This window comes from Nocardia jiangxiensis NBRC 101359 (assembly GCF_000308615.1).
Classification (GTDB): domain Bacteria; phylum Actinomycetota; class Actinomycetes; order Mycobacteriales; family Mycobacteriaceae; genus Nocardia; species Nocardia jiangxiensis.
Genome location: NZ_BAGB01000054.1, coordinates 220,631 through 241,062, shown reverse-complemented (window position 1 = coordinate 241,062; position 20,432 = coordinate 220,631). Strand labels below are relative to the sequence as shown.

At 67.7% G+C, this 20,432-nt stretch carries 21 protein-coding genes; 12 read left to right on the top strand and 9 right to left on the bottom strand.

The genetic code is table 11. From position 1 onward, the window contains the following. Window positions 1–66: 66 nt before the first annotated feature. The 3 genes from ON40_RS25055 (at window position 67) to ON40_RS48325 (ending at window position 5,572) form a co-directional block, all read left to right on the top strand. Window positions 67–945 (top strand): SGNH/GDSL hydrolase family protein, encoded by an 879-nt coding sequence (locus ON40_RS25055; RefSeq protein WP_040826570.1) that lies wholly within the window; start codon window positions 67–69, stop codon window positions 943–945. Between the two features lie 117 nt (window positions 946–1,062). Continuing rightward, the gene (locus ON40_RS25050) at window positions 1,063–2,061 is read left to right on the top strand and encodes an LLM class flavin-dependent oxidoreductase (protein ID WP_040826568.1); all 999 of its coding nucleotides are present in this window, start codon (window positions 1,063–1,065) and stop codon (window positions 2,059–2,061) included. A gap of 184 nt (window positions 2,062–2,245) precedes the next feature. Then, the gene (locus tag ON40_RS48325; protein WP_051193511.1) at window positions 2,246–5,572 is read left to right on the top strand and encodes a tetratricopeptide repeat protein; all 3,327 of its coding nucleotides are present in this window, start codon (window positions 2,246–2,248) and stop codon (window positions 5,570–5,572) included. Window positions 5,573–5,655: 83 nt separating this feature from the next. Here ON40_RS48325 and ON40_RS25040 read toward each other — a convergent pair whose 3' ends face one another. Further along, window positions 5,656–6,513 (bottom strand): alpha/beta fold hydrolase, encoded by an 858-nt coding sequence (locus tag ON40_RS25040; RefSeq protein WP_040826566.1) that lies wholly within the window; start codon window positions 6,511–6,513, stop codon window positions 5,656–5,658. Between the two features lie 95 nt (window positions 6,514–6,608). On the opposite strand from ON40_RS25040, the gene ON40_RS25035 reads away from it, so the two are divergent. The 3 genes from ON40_RS25035 to ON40_RS25025 all read left to right on the top strand — a co-directional run bounded on the left by ON40_RS25035 (window position 6,609) and on the right by ON40_RS25025 (window position 8,158). Next, window positions 6,609–6,986, top strand: coding sequence for a winged helix-turn-helix transcriptional regulator (locus ON40_RS25035; RefSeq protein ID WP_040826564.1), 378 nt, complete (start codon window positions 6,609–6,611; stop codon window positions 6,984–6,986). Window positions 6,987–7,141: 155 nt separating this feature from the next. Continuing rightward, entirely contained in the window at window positions 7,142–7,342 is a 201-nt protein-coding gene (locus ON40_RS25030) for a hypothetical protein (RefSeq protein ID WP_040826562.1), read from the top strand. A gap of 93 nt (window positions 7,343–7,435) precedes the next feature. Beyond that, complete coding sequence (locus ON40_RS25025) at window positions 7,436–8,158, top strand: response regulator transcription factor (RefSeq protein ID WP_051193510.1); 723 nt, start codon at window positions 7,436–7,438, stop codon at window positions 8,156–8,158. Here the strand turns inward: ON40_RS25025 and ON40_RS25020 are convergent. Then, window positions 8,072–9,481 (bottom strand): sensor histidine kinase, encoded by a 1,410-nt coding sequence (locus tag ON40_RS25020; RefSeq protein WP_040826818.1) that lies wholly within the window; start codon window positions 9,479–9,481, stop codon window positions 8,072–8,074. The genes ON40_RS25025 and ON40_RS25020 overlap by 87 nt on opposite strands. A 196-nt stretch (window positions 9,482–9,677) precedes the next feature. On the opposite strand from ON40_RS25020, the gene ON40_RS54780 reads away from it, so the two are divergent. The 4 genes from ON40_RS54780 (at window position 9,678) to ON40_RS25000 (ending at window position 14,730) form a co-directional block, all read left to right on the top strand. Beyond that, entirely contained in the window at window positions 9,678–13,625 is a 3,948-nt protein-coding gene (locus tag ON40_RS54780) for a WXG100-like domain-containing protein (protein WP_040826560.1), read from the top strand. A gap of 106 nt (window positions 13,626–13,731) precedes the next feature. Continuing rightward, window positions 13,732–14,196, top strand: a complete 465-nt coding sequence (locus ON40_RS25010) for a YbaB/EbfC family nucleoid-associated protein (protein WP_051193509.1) — start codon at window positions 13,732–13,734, stop codon at window positions 14,194–14,196. A 10-nt stretch (window positions 14,197–14,206) separates the two neighbouring features. Then, window positions 14,207–14,512 (top strand): WXG100 family type VII secretion target, encoded by a 306-nt coding sequence (locus ON40_RS25005; protein ID WP_040826558.1) that lies wholly within the window; start codon window positions 14,207–14,209, stop codon window positions 14,510–14,512. Window positions 14,513–14,547: 35 nt separating this feature from the next. Next, complete coding sequence (locus tag ON40_RS25000; protein WP_040826555.1) at window positions 14,548–14,730, top strand: hypothetical protein; 183 nt, start codon at window positions 14,548–14,550, stop codon at window positions 14,728–14,730. Here ON40_RS25000 and crcB (ON40_RS24995) read toward each other — a convergent pair. The 3 genes from crcB (ON40_RS24995) to ON40_RS24985 form a co-directional block, all read right to left on the bottom strand. Beyond that, entirely contained in the window at window positions 14,692–15,054 is a 363-nt protein-coding gene (gene crcB, locus ON40_RS24995; RefSeq protein ID WP_040826553.1) for a fluoride efflux transporter CrcB, read from the bottom strand. The two genes, ON40_RS25000 and crcB (ON40_RS24995), sit on opposite strands and share 39 nt — an antisense overlap. 4 nt (window positions 15,055–15,058) lie before the next feature. Next, window positions 15,059–15,556, bottom strand: coding sequence for a fluoride efflux transporter CrcB (gene crcB, locus ON40_RS24990; RefSeq protein ID WP_306305397.1), 498 nt, complete (start codon window positions 15,554–15,556; stop codon window positions 15,059–15,061). 201 nt (window positions 15,557–15,757) lie between these two features. Continuing rightward, the gene (locus ON40_RS24985; protein WP_040826551.1) at window positions 15,758–15,967 is read right to left on the bottom strand and encodes a TOBE domain-containing protein; all 210 of its coding nucleotides are present in this window, start codon (window positions 15,965–15,967) and stop codon (window positions 15,758–15,760) included. Between the two features lie 136 nt (window positions 15,968–16,103). Between ON40_RS24985 and ON40_RS24980 the strand changes: the two genes are divergently transcribed. After that, complete coding sequence (locus ON40_RS24980) at window positions 16,104–16,454, top strand: hypothetical protein (RefSeq protein WP_040826549.1); 351 nt, start codon at window positions 16,104–16,106, stop codon at window positions 16,452–16,454. 3 nt (window positions 16,455–16,457) lie between these two features. Here the strand turns inward: ON40_RS24980 and ON40_RS24975 are convergent, their stop codons facing one another. After that, the gene (locus ON40_RS24975) at window positions 16,458–17,690 is read right to left on the bottom strand and encodes an alpha/beta hydrolase (RefSeq protein WP_083895893.1); all 1,233 of its coding nucleotides are present in this window, start codon (window positions 17,688–17,690) and stop codon (window positions 16,458–16,460) included. Between the two features lie 369 nt (window positions 17,691–18,059). Here ON40_RS24975 and ON40_RS24970 point away from each other — a divergent pair, with 369 nt between their 5' ends. Then, window positions 18,060–19,109 (top strand): MCE family protein, encoded by a 1,050-nt coding sequence (locus ON40_RS24970; RefSeq protein ID WP_306305396.1) that lies wholly within the window; start codon window positions 18,060–18,062, stop codon window positions 19,107–19,109. A 41-nt stretch (window positions 19,110–19,150) separates the two neighbouring features. Here the strand turns inward: ON40_RS24970 and ON40_RS24965 are convergent, their stop codons facing one another. The 3 genes from ON40_RS24965 to ON40_RS24955 form a co-directional block, all read right to left on the bottom strand. Then, window positions 19,151–19,699, bottom strand: coding sequence for a YceI family protein (locus ON40_RS24965; RefSeq protein WP_040826547.1), 549 nt, complete (start codon window positions 19,697–19,699; stop codon window positions 19,151–19,153). Window positions 19,700–19,801: 102 nt separating this feature from the next. Continuing rightward, window positions 19,802–20,005, bottom strand: coding sequence for a DUF5808 domain-containing protein (locus ON40_RS24960; protein WP_040826545.1), 204 nt, complete (start codon window positions 20,003–20,005; stop codon window positions 19,802–19,804). 88 nt (window positions 20,006–20,093) lie between these two features. Beyond that, window positions 20,094–20,357 carry a GlsB/YeaQ/YmgE family stress response membrane protein gene (locus ON40_RS24955; RefSeq protein WP_040826543.1) on the bottom strand — a complete coding sequence of 88 codons (264 nt, stop codon included), beginning with the start codon at window positions 20,355–20,357 and terminating at the stop codon, window positions 20,094–20,096. Window positions 20,358–20,432 lie beyond the last annotated feature (75 nt).

The window sequence follows — 20,432 nt, the reverse complement described above, 5'->3', positions numbered from 1 at the left end:
GGTGCTATCTTCGGGCTACTGGACGTTCGTCCATCAAATCTGCTCGGGGTCGGGTGAGGAGACGCGATGCGCAAGATCTCAGCACTGCTGATCGCCGGTGTGGCGGTGGTGGCCGGATGGCCGGGCGCCGGGCCCGCTTCGGCCGCGCCCGGGTTCGGCGAGTATGTCGCACTGGGGGATTCGTGGGCGGCCGATGCCACCGTGACCACCCCGAGTACCGAATTCGTCCCGCTGGGTTGCGCGCAGAGTGCGCGCGATTACGCCAAGCAGGTGGCGGCCGCACTGGCGATTCCGAATTTCCGCGATGCGACCTGCGGTGGTGCGACCGTGCACGACCTGACGCGGCCGCAGGAGGTCACCGGCGGCGTCAACGCACCGCAGTTCGATCGCCTCACCCCCTCGACCGATCTGGTGACGCTCGAAATCGGCGGCAACGACACGGGATTGGCTCCCGCGGTACAGGATTGCCTGACCCTGAATCCGGCGGTGTCGCCCTGCCAGGCGAAGTGGGTGCCCGGCGGCGTGGACCGGATCTCGGCGCAGATCACCGCATACGAGCCGACAATCGTTGCGGCCGTGCGGGATATCCGCGAACGGTCGCCGCATGCGCGAATCCTGCTGGTGGACTATCTGGAGGGCATCGGCATCTCCGGCGGCTGCTTCCCGCGGATCCCGATCTCGGACACCGATGCGGTCTGGGTGGGCCGCAAGCTGATCGAACTCGACGCCATGCTGGCTCGCGCTGCCGCCGAGTCCGGCGCGCGGTTCGTCGATACCTATCGGGGCAGTGCCGGCCACGATGCCTGTCAGCCGCCCGGCACTCGCTGGGTCGAGGGCCTGATCCCGTTCTCCACCGACCCGGCCGGGCTGGTGGTCCCGTTCCACCCCGACCAGCTCGGAGCCGACCACCAGGCCCGTGCCGTGCTCGCGGCGTTGGGGCGATAGCGCTCACCCGCACCGGGTGATCATCGGGTGAGCCGGGGCGCGGAATGCGCGGCGGGCTCCGGAGCGTTGCACTTCAAGAATCCCACCGGGCTACCGATCTTCGAAAGGCGGCGACGTATGCCCCTCGCCCTGTCCATCCTCGATCTCGCGTCCATCGCACCCGGTGGGACCGCGCGGGACAGCTTCGACAACAGCGTGGCCCTGGCCCAGGCCGCCGAGCGCAGCGGATATCGCCGGGTCTGGTATGCCGAGCATCACAACATGGGGTCGATCGCGTCGAGTGCGACGAGTGTGCTGATCGGGCACGTCGCGGGGCAGACCGAGAGCATCCGGCTCGGCGCGGGCGGGATCATGCTGCCCAATCACTCGCCGCTGGTGATCGCCGAACAGTTCGGCACCCTCGAGACGCTGTATCCGGGTCGGATCGACCTCGGGCTGGGCCGCGCGCCGGGCAGTGACCAGAAGACCATGTTCGCGCTGCGCCGCGATCACTCCTCGGCCGATACCTTTCCGCAGGACGTGCTCGAATTGCAGGGATATCTGACCGGGGATTCGCGCATTCCGGGCGTGCAGGCGGTGCCCCGTGCGGAAGGCGTTGTGCCGCTGTACATCCTGGGCTCCTCGCTGTTCGGCGCGCAGTTGGCCGCACAACTGGGGCTGCCGTACGCCTTCGCCTCCCACTTCGCCCCCGACGCACTGCACCGCGCCGTCGAGGTCTATCGCGAACACTTCCGGCCTTCGGAACAGCTCGCCGAACCGTATGTCATGGCCGGAGCGAACGTCTTCGCCGCCGACACCTACGAGGACGCGGCGCAACAGCGCGCGGTCGCCTACCGGGCCCGCGCGCGGATGATGATCCGGCGCGGCGCGGGCGATCTCCCGTTCACCGACGAGGAGATCGACGCCTTCCTCGCCACCCCCAACGGCCGTCACCTCTCGGAGATGACCAAGTACACCGCCGTCGGCCTGCCCGAGGACGTCCGCGCCTACCTGACCGAATTCGCCGACTCCATCGGTGCGGACGAACTCATCCTCGCCCACCACGCCACCGATATCGCGGACCGCATTCGCTCGGTCGAACTCACCGGCGCCACTATCGCCGCGACCGCAGGCTGATCCTGATCGGAATTGTCGGATTTGTTGTGAATCCAGGGCTATTCGGATTCTTGCCGCCCGGAAATGTGGTGCGGAGTGGTGTTCACTCGGAGGCGGAGCAGTGTTAACTTGGCCGGGGTGTCGGGGCGGGTCCGGCGCTGAGTTTTCGTTGTTTTGCTCGGAGTAGAAGTTTCGGGGGCCGACGATGTCGATCGGGGAGTCGATCGTCCATGTACCGGCGATCGGTGAGATACCGGACGAGCCGATGGGTTTCGTCGATCGCGAGGTCGTCGGGCGGGTGCGCGAGGCGCTCGGGCGCAGTCCGGTCGTGGTGCTGGTCGCGCCGGACGACCGGGTCGGGGTGGGGCGCACGCAGGTCGCCGCCGCCTGTGCGCGGGCGGCGCTCGCCGCTGCCGAGGGCGTGGTCGGGTGGGTCTGTGCCGCAACCGAATCCGAACTGCTCACCGATCTGCTCGCCGTCGCCGAGGGGCTCGGGGTCGCCGAACCGGGCGATGCGGTGGGGTCCGCGCGCCGCTTGGTCGCGGCCCTGTCGCAACGGCCGGGCGCGAATCTGCTGATCTTCCATACCGTGAGCGATCCGGAGATGGTGCGGCCCTATCTCCCGGCCGGACCGTCGGTGCGCGTGCTGGTCAGCGGAACATTCAGTGCCGCAGCAGAATTGGGTGAACAGGTGCTCGTCGAGCCGTTCGCTCGCGCGGAGTCGGTGGCGTATCTGCTCCGTCGGGCCCAAGTGGACGACGACGCCGGAGCCGATGCGGTGGCCCAGGCGCTGGGCGATCTGCCGTTGGGTCTTGCGGTGGCGGCCAGCGCGATTCGCCTGCGTCGCCGCCATCCGTCGCAGCGCCTGAACTACTCCGGATATCTCGAACTGCTCGGGTCCGGCGGCGTCGACGCCGCGCTGGCGATCGCGGTCGAGAGCGTCCTGCTGGACGACGAGTCCGGGCTGCTGCGACGACTGCTCGAGGCGGTGGCCGTGCTGCCCGGCCGGCGGGCCCCGCTGTCCGCGCTGTACGGCCTGGTCGACGGCGACGACGCCGGTCGCGATGTGGTCGAGATGGCGATCGACGACTGTCTGCGCGGTGCGCTGCTGGTCTATTCGATCGATCGCCGCACGGTACTGATGCATCCCCGCGCGGCCCGGGTGATCCGGGGACGGCTGGGTGAGAGCGGGGCGCTGGACTCGGCGATCGAGACCGTTCGAGCGCTCGCCGGTCCGGACGATTCGGCCGATCCCGCGGCGACCGATGTCGCTGCGCTGCTGCGCACGCTGACCGAGCGTTCGGCCATGCTGGGTGAACTGCATCCCGAGACCGCCGCTGCGCGCAACAACCTCGCGGTGGCGTATCACCTTGCCGGGAATCATGATTCGGCGGTCCGGCTCTACGAGAGCACACTGAGCGTTGCGGAAAGTGAACTGGGCGAAGAACATTCCGAGACGATCGGCGCCCGTCGAGGTCTGGCCCGTGCCTACCGGGGCGCGGGCCGGCACGCGGAGGCCGTCGTTCAGCTCGAGCGCGCGGTAGCCGATCAGGAGCGTCTCGCGGGCCCTGATGACTCCGAAACTCTCACGGCCCGTGAGTTTCTCGCCACGACCTACTTGCAGGCAGGTCGGCGTGAACCGGCGCTGACACTGTTCGAAGGCATCGCCGACGATCGGTTGCGACTCCTCGGCGACACGGATCCGCTGGCGCTGAATGCCTGCGAGCAGTTGGCTCGGGCGCACCATCACATCGGCGACCACGACACCGCCCTGCTGCTTCTGGAGGGCCTGCTGGTCGCGTGGGAGAAGCTGCTCGAGCCCGACGGCCGGGACCTGTATCTACACCGTGCGGACCTCGGGCGGATGTACCAGGAGGCGCGACGGTACGAGGAATCGCTGCCGCTGCTCGAACAGACCCTGGCCGCGGCCGAACGCACACCCGACCTCGACCACGGCGAAATCGCGGACGCCTGTAGCCTGCTCGCTTTCTCGCTGGTCAACCTCGGGCAGTACGCGGCGGCGATACCGCTGGGTGAACGTGCCCTGCTGCTGAACGAGCGTGCGCGCGGCGCGGACGGCGAGCAGACCCGCGAATGCCGAAAACGTCTCGCGCAGTCGTACATCGGCGTCGGCGATCGTGCGGCGGAGGGTGTCGCGCTGTTGACGGATATGCTCGCGGAACGGGAAAACCGCAGCGGCCCGGACGATCTCGAGGCGGCCAAGCTGCGCTGGGAGCTGGTCCACGCGCATGTGAAGGCCGAACGGCACGCGGCGGCGATCCCGCTGCTCGAACAACTCCTCGCCACGTACCAGCGCTGCCTGCCCGATCGGGAGGAGCAGATCGCCAACGTGTGCCTGGCCCTTGCGCGCAGCTATCGAGCAGTCGACCGGTACGGCGACTCGATCGCGCCGCTCGAACGCGCGCTCGCCGAACGGGCGGACCGGCTCGGCGGGAGTCACATCGAAACCGACGAAATCCGAATGCTGTTGGGGGCGAGCCTGTCCGGGGTGGATCGGTACGAGGCGGCGATTCCGGTCCTGGTGCGCGTGCTGACCGATCGGGAGGCTCGCCTGGGTTCCGACCACGACGATGTCGACACCGTCCGCCTGTTCCTGGGCGCCGCCTATCGCAAGGCCGACCGGCACGAGGAATCCATCCCGTTGCTGCAACGCTTCTTCTCGTTGCGCGAACGTCGGTACGGCACCGACCACGCCAACACCCTGACGGCCGGGCAGATGCTCGCCCACGCCTATGCCGAGTCCGGCCGCAACACCGATGCTCTGGCGCTGAACGAAACCCTCGTGGTCCGGCGGGAACGGACCTGGGGGCCCGATCATCAACTGACCCTCACCGTCCGCAATAATCTGGCCTTCGCCCTCGGGCAGGCCGGGCGCCTGCGGGAGGCGGTGACGATGCACGAGAGCATCCTGGCCGCCCGGGAGCGCACCCTCGGACCCGACCATCCCGACACGCTCATCTCCCGGAACAATCTGGCCGACGCCTATCAGTCGACGGGCCAGAAGGATCTGGCCATCATGCTGTTCGAACAGACGCTGCCCGCCCGCGAACGCGTGCTGGGCCCCGAACATCCCGACACCGTGAGCTGCCGGGGCAATCTCGCCGTCGCCTACAGCGGTGTGCGCCGATACGAGGAGGCGCTCGAGCTGCACACGCGCAATACCGAGATCCGCGAACGGCTGCTGGGCCCGGAGCATCCCGATACGCTCACCAGCCGCCACTACCTGGGCGCCGCCTACACCAATGCCCGGCGCTTCACCGAGGGCATCGATGTGATCGGGAAAACCCTGGTCTCCAGGCAACGCGTGCTGGGCGCGGAACATCCGAACACACTCAACACCCAGTACAACCTCGGCGTCGCCTACCACCTGTACGGCGACCGCGAGCAGGCCGTGCAGATCCTCGAACAGACTCTCGCGGCGCGGACCCACGTGCTGGGCCCCGACCATTCGCTCACGGTGTCCACCCGAAAGTATCTGGACGACAACCTCACTCGCCGCTGGGGGCGCTGAATCCGGCGAGCGGCCGGAGCAGTGTGCCCAGCTGGTTCCGGCTCCGCGGACGCGCCGCCGGGCGAAAGTGACGGCAACAATTTTCATCTGTTGTCGGAGTCGATGAATTCGGTCAGCAGTGGGAGCAGTGCGTCGGGTCGGTCCAGCGGGATGATGTGGCCGCTGTCCGGGATCAGGTGGGATCTCAGATCGTCGGCGACCGGCCGGAGTTGGCTCGCCAGCGCATCGCCGACCGGATGTGCGCCGATCGCCAGGGTCGGCACCGTCAGCCGGGTCGCGGTGACGGCCGCGCGGATCTGCTCGGCGGTCTCGGGCATCGCGCGATAGTAGGAGAACGCGCACCGCAGCGATTCGACTCCGGTGTACGCCGCGACGAACGCGTCCCGGATCGCTTCGGGGACACCGCGGCCCAGGGTTCCGATGCGCAGGAACCAGTCGAGGTACGCGGGTTCGTTCCCGGCCAGCACTCGTTCGGCCAGGCCGGGGACCGCGTGGAAGCCGAACCACCAGGGCGGGCCACCGGCCAGGAAGGTTTCGGCGCCCGGCAGCGTGCCCAGCAGCGATTCCATCAGCACCAGCCGGTCGACCGGGCCCGGGCGGCGCAGAGCCAGCAGGAAGGCCGCGGGGACCGCGGCGTCGATCGCGACCACCGTGGCGCGCGGCTCGCCGAGAGCGGTCAGGAGTGCGGCCGCGTCGTCGGCCAGTGCCCGCGCGTCGTAGCCGTCGGTGGCGCGGGTGCTGCCGCCGAGACCGCGCAGATCCGGTGCGATCACCCGATGTCGTTGTGCCAGTGGGCCGATCACCGCGCGCCACAGCTGCCAGGTGTGCGGGAATCCGTGCAGCAGCAGCACCGCGGGCCCGTCGCCGGCGAGGGCGACGGAGATCTCGATGCCATTGGCCGCGACCTGTCGTATGGCGATATCGGACTGCGCTGCGGACACCCTGGCCTCCTGGTCACTAATGGTTACCAAGTGACCATAGGTAGGATCGGAGGTCCGGCCAAGAAGGCACTTTCGACACAGGTGGTGAGCTCCAGGTGACTGCCCCGACCGGTTCGCGCGGCGATCTGTTCGACCCCGGCTGCCCGACCCGGCGGTTACTGGATCGACTGGGCACCAAATGGGTGTCGATGGTGGTCAAACTGCTCGCCGAGGCCGCGCCCGAAGAGGTCCGATTCGCCGAGCTGCGACGGCGTATGCCCGGCGTCTCACAGAAGATGCTGTCGGTGACCCTGCGCGATCTGACCCGCGACGGCCTGGTCGCGCGGCGGGTCGAGCCCACCGTGCCACCCCGGGTGCACTACCGGCTGACCGAACTGGGCGCATCGCTCGAGGTGCCGCTGTCCGCGCTGCGTGCCTGGGCGCAGGACCATATGGCCGAGATCGACGTGGCCCGTCGCGCATCGGAGGTGTGAGCGTCGCGCGCGGGGGTAATTTCCATCGAAGCGCCCCGCCCGGAGGCGTCCGTACGTCAGGATCGACACGGCGTGACGGGCCGTCCCGGGTGAACCCACCCGCGGGCACGGCGGCGCTTTCGCACCGTTGCGAGCCGGGCGTACAGGAGGTACCGATGCGACGACGCATCTCGAAAGCCGATGTGTGGCAACACATCATGTCCGGACTGATCATGCTTGGGGGCACCCTCGGCGCGGCCGAGGTCTACGGCGAGTACCTGCGCGAACAACATCGGTCCGCCCGACCCGAGCCGGAGTGGGACTGGTCGATCCCGCACCGGTGGTACGACCAGGCGCGGCACCCCGGCAGCGCCTGACCACGGTCCGGTAGCGCGCGCCGATCGGCTCGGGACACGCCGAATCGGGGGTGTGCCGCCGGGTCGCATTCGCGGGTGTTGCATGCTGGGGCGATGCGGGTGCTGGTCGTCGAGGACGAACCACGTTTGGCGCAGACGTTGCGTCGCGGTCTCGAGTTGGAGGGTTTTCTGGTCCAACTGGCCGCGACCGGCACCGACGGCCTCTGGTGGGCCACCGAGCACGACTTCGACGTCGTCGTGCTGGATATCATGCTGCCCGGGATGAGCGGGTACGAGGTGCTGCGGCGGGTGCGCGCGCAGGACGTGCGGACTCCGGTGCTGATGCTCACCGCCAAGGACGGCGACTACGACCAGGTCGACGCCCTGGATCTGGGCGCGGACGACTACTTGACCAAACCGTTCTCGTTCGTCGTGCTGATCGCCCGGTTGCGCGCGCTGCTGCGGCGGCGCGCTCCGCAGCAGCCCACACAGTTGCGGGCGGGGGATCTGGTGCTCGATCCGTCCCGGCGCTCGGTACACCGCGGCGACGCCGTGCTGACCCTCACCCCACGAGAGTTCGGGCTGCTGGAATTCCTGTTGCGGCACAAGGGAAATGTGCTGACCAAGGCCGAAATCCTGCAAAACGTCTGGGATGTGCACTACGACGGCCCGGAGAACGTGGTCGAGGTCTACGTGGGATATCTGCGCAAGAAGATCGATACGCCCTTCGGCCGCAGCAGTATCGAGACCCTACGCGGGGTCGGCTACCGGATGCTCGACCCCGACGGGACCGGCCACGGGCAGCTCGAGCACGAAGCGGGCACCACCCCAGGGTGATTCGCCGACGGTGACCGAACCGCCGTGTGCCGCCACGATTTCCGAGACGATGGCCAGTCCGAGCCCGGATCCGCCGCTGCTGCGGGCCCGGTCGTCGTCCAGGCGCACGAAACGCCCGAACACCCGCTCGCGGTCGGCGGGCGCGATGCCGGGGCCGTCGTCGTCGACGACGATGCGGGCACACGTGTCGTCGCCCTCCAGCTCGATCGAAACTCGGGCCCTGGCGTGCGCGGCGGCGTTGTCGGCGATATTGCGCAGCACCCGAGCCAGCCTCGGCCGGTCGCCGATCACCCGGACCGGCACGATCGCGGTGTGCACCCACACATCGCCGCGCAGCCGCAACGTGGCCGCCTCGGCGGCGGCCAGATCGTCCAGATCCACCTCGCCGGTGCGTAGTTCCAGGCCGTGCTCGTCGGCGGCGGCCAGGGTCAGCAGATTCTCCACCAGCTGCCGCATCCGCTCGGTCTCCGGCAGCAGTGCGCCCTCGATCAGGTCGCGGTCCAGTGCCTGTGGGCGATCCCGGGCCAGTTCCAGGGCCGCGGTGATGGTCGCCAGCGGGCTGCGCAACTCGTGCGAGGCGTCGCCGACGAAGCGTTGCTGGGCTCGATGCCCGGCCTCGACCCGGGCGAGCATCTCGTTCATCGTGTCGGCCAGGCGGGCGATCTCGTCGCGGGCCACCGGCACCGGCACCCGCTGCGACAGGGCCGTGGCCCCGATCCGCGCGACCTGTGACCGGATCGCCTCGACCGAGCGCAGTGAGCGTCCGACCAGTAGATATGTCGCCGCCGCCGCGGCGAGGACGACCAGTGGTCCGCCCATCGCCAGGAGTACGGCGACCTCGGTCATCGCATGTTCGACCGATTCGGTGTTCGCCGCCACCAGGATCGTGTAGTCCCCGCGCGAGGTGTTCGCGGTGCGTGCCGCGACGCGCAGGTCGTCGTCGTAACCGCCGGTCGGGGGCAGGCCGACGGCCTGGGTGCCGACCGAACGCGGGTCGGTCAGGGGTGCACTGAGTTTCCCGGCCGACCGCCAGGCGATCTGCCCATCCGGGGCGATCACCTGGACCGCCACCACCTGGCCCTCTACGGCGAGCAGCCCCTCCGGGATTCGGTGACCGTCGCTGTGCCGCAGTTCGTCGGCGATCTGCGTGGTCCGGGTGTCGGCGGCGGTATCCAGCTGGTGGGTCAGCGATCGGCGCAGCAGTCCGAGCATCGCCCCGGCCGCGATCAGCAGCACCACGCCGACCACCAGTGCGGCCGTCACGGCCGAACGGATCCGCACACCCCATCGCGAGGGGCGCAGCCAGAGCAGAATCCGATTCACCTGCCCATCATGCGATATCGCGGTGGTTCCGGCGAGCACGGTTCACCGGCGGTTTGCGGACGAGTCGCGTGGGTGGTTCGGGCGAGGACCGTTCGACTTGTCGAGTTTCCTTGTGCGCCACCGGGGATTCACCGCGGTCCGATGTCCTGATAGGTAGGACTCGGCGGCGGAGGGGGAGCGTGGGGGAGGTGACTCAATGACGCTCGAGATGCCGCCCGAATTGCGTTGGCTCGGCTGGATCGCCGGTACCGCCTGGCCCGACGGCGACGAGGACGCCATGTGGGCCCTCTCGGACGCGTGGAAGGCCGCCTCGCAGGCACTGTCCGCGCTGGAACCGGACGTGGAAACGGCCAAATCCGATACCGAGAGGGCCTATCCCGCCGGTGAGGGCGCGGACAGCATGGGCGCGAAGTTCGACGACCTGATCAACGGCGACCATTCGGTCAAGACGCTCGCCGAGATGTTGCAGGAAGTGTCCGATTCAACCTTCGACATGGGCACCCAGTTGCAGGCGACCAAGCTGACCATCATCCTGTCGCTGGCCTGGCTGGCGGCCGAGATCACCTGGGCGTGGATGTTCCCGCCGACCGCCCCGGCCGTGGAGGCCGGCGCCATCGCGACCACTCGTTCGATTCTGAAGATCGTCGAGGACTACATCCAGAACTTCATCGAGCGGCTGGCTCAGCGGCTGGGCGCCTCGGCGTACAAGGAGCGGTACTTCTTCAAGGAACTGCTCAGCGGCGGCAAGCTGATCATGCCGAGCGCCAAGGGATTCGGCGTGTATTCGGTCAAGATCCTCGAGGGCGCGGCGACCTCGGCGCTGATGGACGGCGCGGTGCAGGCAGGTCAGCTGGCCGCGGGTAAGCGGCACAGCTTCGACTGGAAGGAATTCGGGGTCTCGATGGCGGCCTCGGCCGCGGGTTCGATCCCGGGTCGTGAAGCCGCGCGCTACCTGGGTTTCGGGATGGACAAGTATCTGGGCAGTTCGCTGGCCAAGATGAACATCCCGCTCGGCAAAGGTATCGCCTACCCGGCGGGGTCGGTGTTGCGCGGTGCGAGCATCGGCGCGGTCTCGGGTGCGACCAGCACGCTGTTCGGAAATATGGTCGCGGCCGCCGCCTACGGACCGGGCGCGTTCGGTTCGCCGATGGGCTGGGTCGGTGGCATCTCGCGCGGCGCGATCGTCGGCGCGGCTCGTGGCACGTTCGTCAAGCGGACCGTACCGACCACGGACGATCTGCGGTACTCGGTGTGGGCGAAGAACCAGGCGACGAACAAGGTCAAGCGGTTCGATCGTCCGACGGAGACGACGAACGATACCAACACCACCGGCAATACGACCACGAACGGCAACACTCGCACGACCGGCAACACCAATACGCCCGGCAACACCAACACCACCCGGAACACCGGACCGCAGACCAGCACGACGACCGGCAACACCAACCAGATCGTCGCCACTAGAACGACCAATCGCCCCGTACCGCAGAGTAATTCGAGAACCGGCAGCGGTCCGGAGGACATTCAGATGCAGCCCGTCAGGTCGGGCCGCACCGGCAATTCACAACTCGCTTCGTCATCGGGGACACAGGGGACCGGGGGACCGCGGGACGGTACGTCGACGATGATCCGGCCGAACGCGAACAGTTCACAACTGGGCGGGAGCTCGGGCCGGCACGGGAACACCGGTCTGCAGCGCAGCAACGTGGTCTACGGCCGTGGTCAGGGGCCGCTCGGCGACGGGCGCTACACCTCGGGCATGATCCGCCCGACCGCGTCGACGCAGGTGGGCGAGTCGTCGCTGATGGGCGGCAGGTCGAACCAGACTTCCGGCCTGGGTACCGGCAAGTCCGAGTCGACCCCCGGTCCGGTCGGCGGGAAGACCGGTCCGAACTCGCAACTCGGTGGCGGGAGGTCCGGGCTCGGACTCGGCGAGTCGTCCAATCCGCTCGGCGGCCGGACGACCGGGCGCGCGGGCCTGCTCGGGGACGGGTCCGCGAACAACACCGGCATGCGCGGCAGGTCGACCGGAACCGGGGGCAACGGCGGCCGGTCGCTGTCCGCACCTCCGCAGCTCCGCCAGACCAATCCCACCATCCGGCCGCTCGAGGAGAGCGAGCACGGCTCGGGCAACACCCGGTCCAATCAGTCCTCGCTCAACGAGTTCCTGCGCATGGTGCCGGACGACGATCTGATGCGTCCTCCCCGCTCCGAGTCGATCAACTCGGACAGCGAAGAGGGCGGCATGTTCCGGATGGGTCCGGAAGGCGACCTGTTCCGCACCGGTGACGATTCGCAGATTCAGCCCGGCACCGGCGGAAGCCATGAGGTCACGCCGTCGGTCCGCGGTAATCGTGACGACGAGTCGATCGGGTCGGACAACGAGAGTTACGGTTTCCGGCCGAACTTCGACGAGACGCTGTTCCCCGGCGGCGGATCCGCGCCCGCCTCGTTGGGCGGTGGCCGCGACAACGAGGTGATCGGCCCGGTCGACACCGGGTTCCGCCGAGGGTTCCTCGGCGGGTCCGCGCCCGGGTCGCTGCGTGGCGGCGACGATCAGATATTCCGGCCGAACGAGCAGCAGACTCCGGTGCCGCCGCGGACGGGCCCGAGCAACGAGTCGGAGCAGATGCCGAAGAAGCCGCCGACCTCGTGGGAGTCCTCGGTGGACGGCGGATTCAAGCCCGCGTCGCCGTTGCGCAGCGGTCCCCAGCAAGGTGGTTCGAACCTGCGCGGCGGCCCGGTGTCGCGCCGCGGTTCGGACGACGAGTCGGACTTCTACGACTACCTGTCGGATTACCGGGGCTCCCGTGGTGGTGGCGACGAGTTCTCGGGGTACACGGGCAGGCGCGGCGACCTCGACCAGATCTCCGACTACGAGGTGTTGATCCGGCCCAACGGCCGGGGCTACGAGGATTTCGCGCTGTACCGCGGGGACGACGGTCGGATGTATTACGGCCCGCCGCCGGCGCGCTCAGGCGGCTCCGACGTCGAGGACAACCCGCACCCCTTCGGCACCGGCGGTGTGGTGCGCGGTGGCGGTGGCGACAACCTGAGCATCCGGTCGTCTCCCGGCCGACTGGGCGGCGGCAACGAGCAGGGCGTACCGCGGTCGTTCCGGGGTGGTGGTTCGGATGACGAGTCCGGGAACTACATGACCAGTGCGCTTCCGCCGAGGCCGTCGCGTCCCGGGCCGCTCAGGATGCCGAGCTTCGGAAGTAGTGACGACGACAGCCTGGTGTACCCCCGTCCGGGTGGCAATTTCCGGTTCGGTGGAAACGAGGACGATCTCGGCTACCACCCGGGTCGATTCGGGTTCGACGACGACGGCAGCGACCTCGGCTACCGGCCGGGTCGCTTCGGGTCCTATGAGGATGGCGGTGGTTCCCTCTTCCGGACCGGCGGCTTCGGGCGTGATGGCCATGAGGGCGGGTTCTTCCGGGGGCCGAATTTTCGGACCGGCAGGGGCGAGGAGGATTTGCTCTTCTCCTCGGGAAGTATGCGCGGTCGCTTCGGCGGCGGTGACGAATCGCTCTACCCGCCGCCGAGGAGAGGTGGGGACGATACGGCTCCGGTGGTTCCGCCGCGGAATCCGAATCGTCCGGCACCCCCGGTCCCTCCGCGCAACCCGGCGCGTCTGGCTCCGCCGCCCCCGCCGCCGGTTCCGCCGCGGAATCCGGCGCGTCTGGCTCCGCCCCCTCCGGCCGCGCCGCCCCGGGACGACTCCTTCCTGGGCAAGTCGACGGATATGAAGGCCAAGACTCGTCCGAAGCGGGAGCCCGAATGGCGGGAGCTGCCGGGGCCCTACGAGGCTCCGACCGCGCCGAGCGCCGACGACTGGCTGGACGGGGCGAGTGGTCCCTCCGGTGCGACGGGCCCGGGAGGCGCTACCGGTCCCGGCGCGTCGGGCCCAGGTGCGACGGGTTCGGGTGCAACCGGTGCCGGGGCGACAGGTTCGGGCGCTACCGGTTCGGGCGCGACGGGATCCGGTGCGTCCGGCTCCGGCGACAATCCGTTCGGTGACAATCCGTTCGGCGACAATCCCTTCGGTGACAATCCGTTCGGGGACAATCCCTTCGGAACGGACCCCGGCGGGAGTGGATCGTCCGGCCCGTCGAATGTGGACAAGGCCTTCACCCTCTAGTGACGATCGAAGATCGTGTTGGCGTCGTATCGGATTTCCTTGTGGGACATGTCGTATTCACCGTCGTGCGATGAGCTTGGTTGGCAGATCCTACGGTGGAGGTGACATGGTCAACGAGCGGTTGGCGGCCAACGTGGCCACGATGCTCGAGGGACTGCAGGGCCAGATGCGCGATATCGCCGACCTGCAGCAGCGACGTTCCGAGTTGACGGCTACGGCGTCGATCGGGGAGGACCGCGTTCAGGTGACGGTCAATGCCGACGGCATGGTGGTGGAAACCAAGTTCGGCAGCGAGGTCTCGGATCTGAGCTACGAGGAGCTCGCCGAGTACGTGACCGCGGCCGCCCAGGCGGCGATGCAGGGTGTGCAGAACCGCAGCCGCGAACTCATGCAACCGCTGATCGAGCGCAAATCCCGATTGCCGAAATTATCCGAGATCATCGAGGGCGCACCGGATCTGGAAGACATCCTGCCGCCCGCGCCACCGCCTTCGACGGAGCCGCCGCATCTGCGGGGCACCGTCGAGGACGGCGACGAACGACGACCGTTGATCACCGATACGGACCACTGAGGACGGAACGATGACCAGTGTCGAGATCAATCCCGAACAGCTGCGTACCGCCGCATCGGATTGCGATCGGATCCACAGCGCCATCCTGACCGCCATGAAGTCTCTGCAGACCGCCGTCGACGCCAAACAGGCGCCCTGGGGCAACGACTCGTTCGGCAAGAAATTCGCCAACGGGGAGAAGGGGTACGTCGCGGTCAGCAAGAACCTGCTCGACGGCATCAACGATCTGGCCACCACGTTCGGCACCTTCGCCTCCGGCCAGCGCGAGGCCGCCGACGAACTGAGCAATGCCGATACCGGGAACGCGAACCACTGACGGTGTAGCGCCGCCGACGAGGTTATCGTGGGGATATGGGCGTCATCGGCGAAATGTTCCCGGGTAGGAAGCTGACCGACGAGGGCAGCGAGGACAGCAACGGCCAGCCGCACCGGCCACGTCTCGAACTGGACCTGGACGGCGGTGTGGTGCGCTTGTCCGCCCCCGCGCGGCCCCGCTCAACCGAGCAGGGTGTGCGCGACGGTGAAGCCGAGTAGTGCCGCGCCCAACCCGGAAATCACACTGACCAGGACGTTCGCCGTCGCGTAGAAGTACGCGCGCTGTTCGAGCAGCCGCAACGTCTCGAAGCTGAACGTGCTGTACGTGGTCAGCGCACCGCAGAAACCGGTGCCGAGCAGGGCCACCACCGGAAGGTCCGCGGCCGCGCCGGTCAGCGCCCCCAGGATCAGGCAGCCGGTCAGATTGACGGTGAGGGTGCCCCACGGAAACGGGCTGTCGTGGCGTGCGCCGATCGCGCGATCGGTGAGGTAGCGCGCTGGTGCGCCCAACAGGGCGCCGAGGAAGATCAGGATCGGTGTCACGGGTTCAGCCCTGTTCCTCGTCGGTGTCCTGGTGAATCTCCTTGCGCAACAATATTGTTCGTGTCAGCGTCACGGCCGCGAGAACCGCGAGCATGGCCGCGATCAGGGTTCCGGCCAGATAGCCGAAGGCCACGTACACGGTCCCGGGTTCCAGGAGATTGCGGGTTTCCACGGCATAGGTGGAGAAGGTGGTGAATCCGCCCAGGAAGCCCACGCCGAGAAAGGGCCGCACCAGCCGATGCCCGGTCCAGACCTCGGTGATCAGCACCATCAGAACACCGATGGCGAAACAGCCGACCACATTCGTCAGGAAGGTCCCCCAGGGGAATTGGCCGGGCCGGGTCGGCAGCAGCCGGGACACCCCGTAACGGGCTTCCGCGCCGATCCCGCCGCCGACGGCCACGACGAGCAGCACCGACCCGTGTTCTCGAAACCAACTGGGGCGCGGGCTGGTCGCACCGGCTTCGGCGGCGACACCGCCGGAAAGACGCACTTCGCTCACGGCAGACTCCTACTCGAACATGAAAGCTCTGGTCAAGTAGGGACTGTTGGCGGTGCGAGACCGCGGTTGTTCCCGCTAGCGGAAGTGGCGAGCCCCACCGCCACGTCGGTACAGACTAACCGGGCTCGACGGACCATCCGGCACGTTGTGGTGATCTTCACTCGGGCGATCGGATGGCTATGTTTCGGCTATCGGGTTGTCCTATTCGATGCCCAGAGCGACCTCGGTCGACTTGATCAACACCTTGACCGACGAGCCCTCGGCCAGGCCGAGATCCTCCACCGCATCACGAGTGATCGAGGAGGTGACGACGTCTCCGCCGCCGAGCCGGATCTTCACGACCGCCATCGCCTCGCCCAGCGTGATCGAGGCGACCGTTCCGTCGAGCTGATTGCGTGTGCTGAGTCGCATGGGTCACAGCATACGCATGGCGAACCCGGCTGCCCGTGCCGAATCTGAGAGAAAACAAAGGAAAGCCACAGGATCCGGTCAGGCGCGCGGCGCATTCTGGTTCGAGTAGACGGAACCGGCGAGGGCGAGGTGCGCGATGGTCGAAATCGAGGTCACGGGGACGACGGTGACGGTCCACGTACGCGGCGCGCACCGGTTCCTGTCGCTGCGCGAGCAGGTCACCTTCGATCTGTCGAATATCACCGAGGTCGGACCCGCCGAGGTCGATCTGCGGCCCCCGTGGGTGCGTGCGCCGGGCACCTTCTTCCCCGGTGTCATCGCGGCCGGGATCTTCCGCGGGAAGCACCGCAAGGAATTCTGGGACACGCTGTTCGACGGGCGCGGGGTGCGCATCGAGCTGGCCGGCAATGATTTCACCCGGCTGGTTCTGGACGTCGCCGATCCCGAGACGGTGTGCCGACAGCTGACCAGGGCCGCCGCGGCCTGACGCTCACCCGGCGGCGATCAGATGCCGCTGGATGAATTCGGTCAGCTGCGGTCGCAGCAGCTGTGATCCCCAACCGCCCCACTGGCTGATGAACCCGTGGTCCACCCACGGCAGCTCGAGAGTCTGCACCGGATTCCCGGCGGCATCGAGCGCGGTGGCCAGATGTGTGGACTGGTTCGCCGGAACCAGATGATCGCTGCCGCCGTGCACCAGCAGAGTGGGCGGCAGGCCCGGCGTGACGTGTTCGGTCGGCGAGGCGGCGAGGTAGCGGTCGCGGTGTTCGTCGACACTGCCGCCGGTGTAGCGGTCGAGCATGGTGCGTATCGCGTACGGCATTCGCGTATCATCCAGTGCCGCAGGAAGATTCGTCAGGGGATAGAGTGCGATCACCGAACGTACCGGCACTTCGGGCACATCGCAGGTCGGCGGGAACTGCGGATCGCCCATCGTGTACGCGGCCATGAGTGCGAGATTCCCGCCCGCCGAATCGCCCGCGACCGAGATGTTGGACCGTGCGACCCCGAATTCCGCGGCATGCCGCCGGACCCAGCCGAGCGCGCATTTGACGTCGCCGGTGGCCTGCTGCCAGCGGGCCGGTGGCGCGAGCCGGTAGTCGACCGAGAAGACGGTGACCCCCTGGGTCGCCAGCCAGCTGAACCAGCTGTTGCTCGCGCCGCGATCACCGTTGATGAATCCGCCGCCGTGCACGAACACGATCGCGGGCCCGCCCGCTGCGGGCTGGGGCGGGCGGTAGGCGTCGAGCTGTAGCGGTTGTCCGTCGATGGTGGCGAAAGTCTTTGTCTGCGTGGGGGATCGGCGTGGTCCCTGATCGGAGAAGGAGAACCACGACACCGAGGAACCGTGCGCGCTCGCGGTGCGCCACGCGGTCAGCCAGGGGACCAGCACGACCGTGAGCGCCACTGCCGCCGCGATCACCCCGGCCGCCAACCGCCAGTGTTTGCGGCTGTGCCAGGACACGATGGCGATCACCACGCACAGGAAGCAGGCCACCGCGAACCACAGCGTTCCCATCGACAGCGCCAAACCGGCGGCGCCCACCACCTCCTGGATCGGCCGGACCGGAATCCTGGGCGCGAAGAAGATCACGCCGCAGACGATCACCACGACGCACAGCACCCAGGCCGCGGCCGAGGCGAGACGCGGCACGAGCGGGCGTCTGCGCGCCCGATGCGCCGCTCGTCGTTCGGCTGCAGGACCCTGACCGCTGTTCGACATGACTGTGCTGACCTCCGCGTGGTGGTTCCCAGCTAAGCAGACCGGCGAGGACGTTGCTGGATGAGCGATCGGATGGGAGCGCCGGGCGACGGCGGTCCGGACCGGGCGATGTCTCGCCCGGTGCGTGCGAATGCCCGGAGACGGCAACCAGCAAATAATGGGCGACAACGAGTCGCGGTGCAATGCGGCGCGCGGGTTCGCGGCGTGGCGAGGTCCGCGACCGACTCGTATTCGCTACAGTGCTCGCATTTGCCGCGTCGTAGCCATGATTTGCTTCATCGGCGACGTCTTTGCCAGTAGTCCGGTTCCACCGCAAGGTTCGAGGAGGCGTGCTGTGCTCGGGTGGGTAGCTGCGGACGGACTGCCGACATGCGGATGAAGGAGCGCCGGGCCGCGATCGGCTTCACCGTCTTCGGACTCGCGGCCCTGCTGGTGACGGTGATGATGTGGAATACGCTCTCCCGCACCATCTCCGGCGCGACCGACAGCTATTCCGCGACCTTCACCGATGTGCTCGGGCTGCGGCCCGGTGACGATGTGCGCATGGCCGGGGTCCGGGTCGGCAAGGTCGATACGATCGCCGCGGTGCGCGATCCCGCGAGTCGCAAATATGTGGCGTCGGTGCATTTCCGGGTGCAGCGCGATCAGCACCTGTACCACGACACCAAAGCCCTTGTGCGATACCAGAATTTGATCGGCCAGCGATACGTCGCGCTGGAGCCCGGGACCAAGGGCGCACCCACGCTGCTCCTGCCCGGGGGTTCGATCCCGCTGGCGCAGACCGAACCGTCCTTCGACATCTCCACACTGCTCAACGGTTTCGAGCCGTTGTTCGAAACGCTGGACCCCGCTCAGGTCAATGATCTGACCAGTACGTTGATCCAGGCGTTGCAGGGCAACGACGTCTCGCTGAGCGCGTTCATCACCCAGGCCGCGGGTCTGGCGGGGGATTTCCAGCGGCGCGATGCGATCCTCACCGACATCATCGGCAATCTGTCGGCGGTGATGAAGAGTCTGGCCGCGCGCGGTGATCAGCTGGAAACGCTGATCACCCAGACGCGCGCCCTGGTCGGTGGCCTGTATCAGCAGGGCAAGTCGCTGCTGTCCTCGACCGAGCAGATCGCGGGCGCGACGAATTCGCTGGAACAGCTGGTGACGCGGATTCAGCCGCAGATCGCACTGGCACAGGATTCCGCCCACGACGCGCTGACGATGTTGCTCTCGCACGGTGCGCAACTGGATCAGGCTGCGGTGGATCTGCCCGCACTGCTGTCCGATGCCGGTGGCGCCAGCCAGGACAGTGCGTCCGTGTCGGCCTATGTGTGCAGCCTGGACATCTCGCTCTACGGCATTCTGCTGCCGCGCGGAATTCTGACCCAGATCGGCGGCAACTCCCATTCGGCGGTGTGCCGCCCCTGAGCCGGACCGATCGGGTGGGACCGGTTCGGCTCAGGGTGCGCTCAGCCCTGCAGGCCGGCCTCGATCTCCAGAGTGAGGGTGATCTTGTCGCCGATCACCGCGCCGCCCTCGGGCAGCGGCATATCGATGGTGATGTCGAAATCGCGCCGGTTGATCACCGTCTTGGCCTCGAAACCGGCGACCGGCCCCGCGCCCATACCCGGATTGCTGCCGAGGAATTCGACCTCGAGCGTGATCGGTTTGGTGACGCCGCGAATGGTGAATTCGCCGTCGACGTCGAATTCCCCCTTCTCGATCCGGAACGGGGCGGTGCTGAACGTCGCGACCGGGAATTCCTCGGCCTTGAAGAAATCGGCCGTGCGCAGGTGAGCATCGCGTTGTTCGTTGTCGGTGGTCACCGAGGAGACCTGGATCTGCGCCTCGGCGCGGGCGGTGCCGTCCTCGCCGACGACCAATCGGCCGGAGAAGTCGCTGAAACGCCCGCGGACCTTGCTCACCATCAGATGTCGCACGGTGAAGCCGAGATTGGAATGCGCCGGGTCGATGACCCAGGTTCCCGCGGCCAAGGCGTTGGAGGTGCCGGTGGTCATGAGGTTCTCCTATCGGTTCGCGTCCGATGGCCTACTGCATGAAATGCCGACAGTCTAGGGTGCTTCGAGTCCCGAACAGCGGTTATTCGCGGCGCCGGGTATTCAGTGGGGTTTGCGCCGATGAAACAGGCGATAAAAGTTCAGGGTGTAACCCCAGCCGAACGATTTGGGCGTGAACAGGCGCGCGTCGTCCGGATTCCACAATCGTGCGCGCGCTCGTGCCGTGGTCGGGCGGCGCCAGTCGAAGGGCATGCCCAGGGCCTTGCCCTGCGGGGCTGGAATGTTCTCGTCGTCTGTGCCGCTCATGGCCTCACACCTCCGACAACTCGGACCGCCGACGCGACGCCGACGGTTCGCTCCGAGTATGCCAGTGTTGCCGCGCGCGCGATGCGGTCTAGGTGCGTGCGCGCACGAACTTGTAGATGACCAGGACGATGACCGCACCGACGATCGCGCCGATGAAGGTGTGTTCGATCGGCTGGCGGAAGCTGAATTTGTGCGGAGCGAATACCAGGCTCCCCAGGGTGCCGCCGACGAATCCGCCGACGATGCCCAGCACGATGGTGCCTATCCAGCCGAAGTTCTCCTTGCCCGGAACGAGCAGACGGGCGATGGCGCCGGCAATGAGGCCGATGATGATCATCCAGACGATGCTCATGATGTCGTACTCCTCAGCGAACTACTGGACGGGTGCTCTCAAGGTAGCAAGACTCGAACGGGCGTAGGGCGATTC

Coding starts and splice junctions, on each gene's coding strand:
- ON40_RS48325 (WP_051193511.1), top strand. CDS start 2,246: ATGTCGATCGGGGAGTCGATCGTCCATGTACCGGCGATCGGTGAGATA.
- ON40_RS24975 (WP_083895893.1), bottom strand. CDS start 17,690: ATGTCGAACAGCGGTCAGGGTCCTGCAGCCGAACGACGAGCGGCGCAT.
- ON40_RS25010 (WP_051193509.1), top strand. CDS start 13,732: ATGGTCAACGAGCGGTTGGCGGCCAACGTGGCCACGATGCTCGAGGGA.
- ON40_RS24965 (WP_040826547.1), bottom strand. CDS start 19,699: ATGACCACCGGCACCTCCAACGCCTTGGCCGCGGGAACCTGGGTCATC.
- ON40_RS25025 (WP_051193510.1), top strand. CDS start 7,436: ATGCGGGTGCTGGTCGTCGAGGACGAACCACGTTTGGCGCAGACGTTG.
- ON40_RS24970 (WP_306305396.1), top strand. CDS start 18,060: ATGCGGATGAAGGAGCGCCGGGCCGCGATCGGCTTCACCGTCTTCGGA.
- ON40_RS24955 (WP_040826543.1), bottom strand. CDS start 20,357: ATGAGCATCGTCTGGATGATCATCATCGGCCTCATTGCCGGCGCCATC.
- ON40_RS24960 (WP_040826545.1), bottom strand. CDS start 20,005: ATGAGCGGCACAGACGACGAGAACATTCCAGCCCCGCAGGGCAAGGCC.
- ON40_RS25050 (WP_040826568.1), top strand. CDS start 1,063: ATGCCCCTCGCCCTGTCCATCCTCGATCTCGCGTCCATCGCACCCGGT.
- ON40_RS54780 (WP_040826560.1), top strand. CDS start 9,678: ATGACGCTCGAGATGCCGCCCGAATTGCGTTGGCTCGGCTGGATCGCC.
- ON40_RS25030 (WP_040826562.1), top strand. CDS start 7,142: ATGCGACGACGCATCTCGAAAGCCGATGTGTGGCAACACATCATGTCC.
- ON40_RS25005 (WP_040826558.1), top strand. CDS start 14,207: ATGACCAGTGTCGAGATCAATCCCGAACAGCTGCGTACCGCCGCATCG.
- ON40_RS25055 (WP_040826570.1), top strand. CDS start 67: ATGCGCAAGATCTCAGCACTGCTGATCGCCGGTGTGGCGGTGGTGGCC.
- ON40_RS25000 (WP_040826555.1), top strand. CDS start 14,548: ATGGGCGTCATCGGCGAAATGTTCCCGGGTAGGAAGCTGACCGACGAG.
- ON40_RS24985 (WP_040826551.1), bottom strand. CDS start 15,967: ATGCGACTCAGCACACGCAATCAGCTCGACGGAACGGTCGCCTCGATC.
- ON40_RS24980 (WP_040826549.1), top strand. CDS start 16,104: ATGGTCGAAATCGAGGTCACGGGGACGACGGTGACGGTCCACGTACGC.